General features: G+C 58.9%; 2 protein-coding genes and 2 pseudogenes. 1 reads left to right on the top strand and 3 read right to left on the bottom strand.

What is annotated here, in order from left to right:
- Together Q0288_RS03800 and Q0288_RS03795 are read right to left on the bottom strand one after the other, a co-directional pair.
- A pseudogene (locus Q0288_RS03800) lies at positions 1 to 1,508 on the bottom strand (hypothetical protein); the annotation flags it as partial.
- 573 nt (positions 1,509 to 2,081) lie between these two features.
- A complete protein-coding gene (locus Q0288_RS03795; RefSeq protein WP_299427429.1) occupies positions 2,082 to 2,900 on the bottom strand; it encodes an endo alpha-1,4 polygalactosaminidase in 819 nt (272 codons plus the stop codon).
- Positions 2,901 to 3,120: 220 nt separating this feature from the next.
- Here Q0288_RS03795 and Q0288_RS03790 point away from each other — a divergent pair, with 220 nt between their 5' ends.
- The gene (locus Q0288_RS03790; protein ID WP_299427426.1) at positions 3,121 to 5,478 is read left to right on the top strand and encodes a hypothetical protein; all 2,358 of its coding nucleotides are present in this window, start codon (positions 3,121 to 3,123) and stop codon (positions 5,476 to 5,478) included.
- 114 nt (positions 5,479 to 5,592) lie between these two features.
- Here the strand turns inward: Q0288_RS03790 and Q0288_RS03785 are convergent.
- Positions 5,593 to 5,940 (bottom strand): annotated as a pseudogene (locus Q0288_RS03785) (chromosome condensation regulator RCC1); the annotation flags it as partial.

The raw sequence follows: 5,940 nt of genomic DNA, 5'->3' as shown, positions 1-5,940 counted from the left end.
CTCCGGTACCAGCCCAAACCCGACAACTCGCCGGTCTTGAGGGTTCTGCTGCCGTACCACAGTCCCATCTGGTTGGCCAGCCGGGTGTTCTCGGCAATCTGAAAGCGCAGCGAGGGCGTATCGGTAATGTTGTCCATGGACGGGTGGTCGCGGGTATGGTTGACCCAACGCATCCGGCTGGCCAGACACCTGGTCAGGCTGGAAAGCGGATCGGGGCCGGATACACTGGGATTGCAGCTTGCAGCGGCGGCTGTATTCACCCCCCGCCCATTAAAGGCAATGTTGAGCATGAATCCGTTGCTGAGCGGGAATCGGCTGTTGAGCTGCCGTTGCTGCAGGTAAGCCGACCAGGCATCCTGCGCCGACAGGCGGAAAGGTTCGGGTAGAAACCGGGGTGGCTGCCCCGGAACATAAATATTGGTAACATCCCAACGGTCGGAGGCCAGGCCCCAGTCATCCACATCCACCGCAAGAATATGCCTGCGCTCACCCACAAACAGCCCCCGCGTCGCCCATCGAATCAGGCCGTAACCCAGCAGCTGGGTATGATTGAGATAGGGATTGTGAGCAAAAGTCAGGGCAATTCGCTCGCGCCCGTCGGAGGATCTGCTAAACACACCCAGCACGTTTCCGCCGGAGTCCAGCAAGAGCGGCTGTACAGTACAACCAGGAGACTCCTGCACGGTAGCCAGTCGAGCCGGATAGGTAAAGGCGTAGCGAATAGGAATGATGGCACTGGGGTTAAGGTAGTTGAACAAACCACGTCCCTCAGGCGTGAGGGTCATATTGATGGGCGGAAAGAGCGGTGGACTACCTGGCGGATTGGTAGCAGTGTCGTCGGTACGGATCCCTTCATCGCCCTCGGGCCGTACCGAGCGAATGCAATAATCTTCAGGATCGGCAAAGCGCGGGCTGGGTGTGCCTGGCCCCGGAAAGGTATAAAGTGAGACCGAGCGCACCGCATAGCGGCGTTGATACTCCCACAACCGGCTCCACTCTTCTGCGCTAAAAGCACTGACGAAATTCCCCGGCGAAACTTCGTAAGCCAGGTTGTTGCTGGCCAGCAGAATGGCCTGAAAATGCCCGCCAGAGGCATCTTCCAGTATGCTGGGCGTGAGGTCTTGGGTAGAAGCAATCAAGACCTGGTAGTTGCTGCCCAGCTGATCGAGCAGGGCCCGCCAGGCCTGCAGGCCGGGGTCTTCTTCGGTGGGACCAATCACCAGTATTCGTAGTGCGATGCGGTTGGCAGGGAGCGCCTGGGACTGCACCCCCTGGCGCTGGGGCTGGGTGGGCACCCGAATCTGTACATTGGGCAGCGGACGATTAACATCCTCAACTCGAACCGGCAAAGCTGGCGGAGCCCCCTCATAGCGAGGCTTGGGCGGGGCCGGTATAGGGCCTGCTATGGGTGCATCGGAAGCATTGTTTTGTTGCAGATTACAGCTGCCTAGAGCCAGAACCAGCGCCAACGATAGCAACTTCAACATGTGCTGCGTAGATTTTTTCATTCGATCCGATCCTTGTATCTCCCCATTGCCCTCAGGAGACCCCCCACAGCCTCAGAGTAGAAGAGTCTCGGTAAATCCAATAGGGCTAACCGCTAGTTACATATCGTTACATTAATTGCCCTAGTAAGGGGCTTTTTACGTCACTGCATAGACCGCACTCGAGAGTTTTTCGCGACGCTGGCTGTATCCAATCAGCACAACAGAGCGTCGAGTACAACTTTTTTGAAGCGTATGGGATCACCAGAACCGCAGCTCGAAAAAAGTTCAAATCCTGCTCACCCGATTTTGCCTGAGCCGGATTTGGTTGTCCAGGAGGCAGTTGTTCGAATTAACGGATCGGTTACGTTGCGTTCCGGCAGAATCCGCAACTGGCCATTCACAATCACCGTGCACTAAGCTGCGCCCCATTGAGTTTGTCGCATCAGCAGGGGCTACCCATAAACCCCAGCCCTCGTTCACCGCCCGAACATATGGCAAGGTGTACGCTATGATAAACAAACTATGGAAGCCCTTAAACGCAAATCTCGAGTGATTACCAGCCAGATTATCGCCCGGGATGAAAATGGGAACCGCTTACCTGCACTCCTCGACCCAACTGTCGAGCTCGCGCCGTTTGAGGATCGAGAAGATTCCTAGACTGGCGGTGTCGCTACAAAACTGGGATGCGCTTTTGATGCGGGTATCTGTGTATTCGATGTTGAACACCGGCTTGCCGGCCTGCACCATGGGTCGGGTCTGATGACACCAGCCCTGATCAAAGCACTCCTCGGTGACAAGAAAATCGAAATCGTTTATGAGCTGTGATAACAGTTCGGTGGTGTTTTTGAGACCAATCGCCAGACCACGCAGGTGGGCTTCGTTAGCCAGCCAGCGATTAAAACGCACCTGGTCTTGGGCCGTGAGGGGGAAGCCGGTGTTGTTCTGGTAGCCATTCACATTATCGGGGTCTACCCCCACAAAGCCTTTTTGCTTGCACAGATCGAGCCGGGCCCTCAGGATGGGGGCCAGCTTGTCAATCTGGCGGATGTCCAGCCAGCGCTCCCCGGCCCAGCCGTCGTAGTTGCGGCCTAAGACCTCGGGTGGAAACTGGTTCTTGTCGGGTCGCCAGTTCTCCCACGAGCCCGCACTCAGGTAGCAGACCGCTCTGACCCCCCGGGCCGCCAACTCCTGCACCACGCTGGCCGGGGTATCGAACAAATCCACGTTGTAAATCGCAACCTGGCGTGTCTTGTTGAGGGTTCCAGTGTACTGGATGTGCCAGGTGGCGTTGGCAGCCGGTTTCCACCAGCTGCTTGGGGTTGGAGCCGGGGGTGAAGGATTCGGGCTACTCACATCCAGGGTACTCCCACAAGCCGTGATTGCAATAACCAGTATCGATAAACAGCGAAACATACGCAGCATTATTTGACTCTTGATGGAGCATGGTCTTGTGGGGATTAGGGTGTTAGCCCCTTGAGCAACCTCTCATACAACCTCTCACATAGTACGCCCTCAGGGTAAGTACCTCAAGTAACGCCAATTGACTTGACATCGTTAGGGTGGATGCTATCGTCAGAGCGTGAGGATGAGCGGGATCAAGAAAATGATATGGGTCATCAGGCATGGGTTTTGGGTGACTGGGATTGTACTGGTGCTGTTGGCGGGTTGTACCCGACCCACACCGCAGTCCAGTGTCCAAATTTCGTTTTCACCGACCAGTCTGACCCTTCAACAGGGCGAAACCGGGGATGTCACCCTCAACCTTGTGCGTACCAGCCTGACTGGAATGGTGGTTTTAGACCTGGCAAGCCCACCGCCCGCTGGGGTTAGCGCCACTTTTGAACCCAACAGCATCCTGGGGAATACCACCGTCCTGCGGGTGCGAACCGCAGGAAGCGCGGCCACCGGCAACTTCACCCTGCGCGTACGGGTTTCGCAGGCTGGTTTTTCCCAGACCGCAGACCTGCCTTTAAGAGTTGAGCAGGCCAGCGCGCCGAACCTGCAAATTAGCCTTGACAATCCCAGCCCTTCCATCCGTCAGGGCCAGAGTGTGGATTTGTTGTTGGATGTGGTGCGCGTCAATATCGGGGGTACAGTGGTGTTGGGCCTCGAGCAGCAGAATGGCTCTGCCCTACCCAGTGGCCTTACTGCGACCTTCAGCCCGACCCAACCCCACAGCACCGTTTCTATCCTGCGGATTTCGGTGGCTCCCACCGCCAGCATCACCCCCCACCAGCTTCGCGTACGGGCCAGCCTGGGAAGCCTTGTACGCACCCTCGACTTCACCCTCACGGTATTGCCTGCCTCACCCGACTCCGATTTCCAGCTGGGTCTTACGCAAAATCTGAGCGTACAGCGGGGCAGCAGCCTGAGTGAACCCATTACCATCACCCGCAACAGTCTGGCCGGTTCCATTGCCCTCAGTCTCGAGCGCTCCGACGGCACCCCCCTCCCGGCAGGCCTCAGCGCTACTTTTGCGCCCCAGGAGGCGGATGGCACAACCTCGACCCTCACCATCTCCACTGCACCCGACCTCCCCCTGCGAGACTATGTGTTGCGGGTCAGGGGCGCACAGGGCAGCCTGGTTCGTACCGCCTTGTTGATTTTGAGCGTGTCCGACACAGTAAGCCTGACAGCTTCGGGAGCCACCTGGGTGGCGGCTCAGGGCGATAGCGGGGCCTGGCAGGTGATACAGCCCAACGCCGGAAGCTATGCCCTTCGTATCAGCAACGCCGGTGAGCGCTATGGCTGGGCCGTGGTCTGCAGCAAGACCGAGGCCGGCCTTACCACCTATCAAGCCAGTGTCTACCAGCTCACCCTTGGCGAGGTGCGCGACCTGGCCTTGCAGTGTCCCCCAACAGCTCCAGGAGGGTCTTTCTCCGACCTGAGCGGTCAGTTGAGCGGTCTGGCAGGCAGCTACGGACAGGTGGCCTATGGAGCCTCGAGCGATTTCGTAGACCCGGCCCGCACTGGCAACTTCCCGCCCCACCCAGCCTACCCAGGCTACTTTTTGCAGGGGGTTCGCCAGGGCACGGCCAACCTGCTGGCAGTGCGATACCAGCTGCCCGCGCCTCCTGGAACTGTTTTCGAAGCAGACCGAGCCCTTTTTCTGCGTGGTTACACCGTCGCGGGCAACCAGACCCTCAATCTGGATATGACCGGGCCGGATTCGTTCGCCCTCGAGGGTTCTTTCACTGCCACCCTGCAAAACCCCGACTCCTCGAGCGAGGGTTTGAGCTATCTGGCCTATCTGACCAGTACCACCCAGACCCTCTTCCTGGCCGACAGCCAGCAGCAAGCCGCCAACCTGATCTACCGGGCCATACCATCTGCAAGGAGAGTTTCAGGCGAGTCCTACCTGTTCAACGCCCGCGAAACCAGCTTTAGCAACCTGAACCTGCGCTCCCGGCAGGTCTTGCGCGGTCTGGCCAGCCCACAAAACATCACTGCCCGTTTCCTCAACCTGCCGGGAGCAAGCCTGACCCTGCTAGACAACCGACCTCGGGCCTCCTGGGGCGCCAGCTACGCCTGGTCGGGCAGCGGCACTCGCCTGTTCAGCCTGCAGCTGGCCCAGCTCGCGGTAGCGCCCAACATCAACCTGGAATGGGATCTGCACCTCTCGCAAGGCTGGCTGGGAACCACGGCGAGCTACCATCTCCCCGATCTGGCCCAGACCTGCGCGGCCAGCCAAACTCCCTGTGCCCCCTCGCTTTCCAATGCCCCTGCCAACGGGTGGCAGGACATCTGGAACCTGCGCACCAACCTCGAGCTCGACTGGTCGCTTAGCGCGGTACAGGTGAGCCTACCCCTGCGCGACTGGCTGCCCCTGGCCCAGAGCAGCACCCCACCCTCTGGAATCAACCTGGATGGCTTTAGCTTTGCAGCGGCCAGCGACGGGGGCATCTACAATCCCTTCAGCCCACTGACGGTACAGCGTCTGCAAAATATGGGAGCCCCCAGGCTGCTGCCGTACTGGCTTTCACCGCGATAGACAGCGCGTCCTTCTTTGGGCTATTCCTTCAAGTCGGTAACATCTTGGAAGGTAACCCGTACAGCAAGGAAAAAACTGCCTGGACTGACCAGGCAGTTCTGAGCCCTTTGCAGGCTAGGGTGCGGGGGCCGGAGGCACCTGCACCCCAGTGATGAGAGTGGGGATCGCTTCAGCCGAGGAGTTATTGGTGCCATCGCCCAACTGACCCCGAAAGTTACTGCCCCAGGCCGCCACCGAGCCATTATCCAGCAGCGCGAAGGCATGGAAAATACCAGCTGCCAGCGCCCTTGCCGTTCTGGCGGAGTCAATACTCAGCACATCAACCGGGGTGGTTTGGTGTCCGGTGGTGGGTCCATTGCCAAGCTGGAAGGCTGCATCGTCACCCCAGGACTTGACCGAGCCGTTGTTCAGAATGGCCAGGGGGAACTCGGAGCCCGCAGCAAGCTTGATCACATTCGACAT

This window comes from uncultured Meiothermus sp., from assembly GCF_937863175.1.
GTDB lineage: Bacteria > Deinococcota > Deinococci > Deinococcales > Thermaceae > Meiothermus.
Note: the sequence above shows the minus strand (reverse complement) of the source record. Positions and strands in the feature narration are given on the sequence as shown.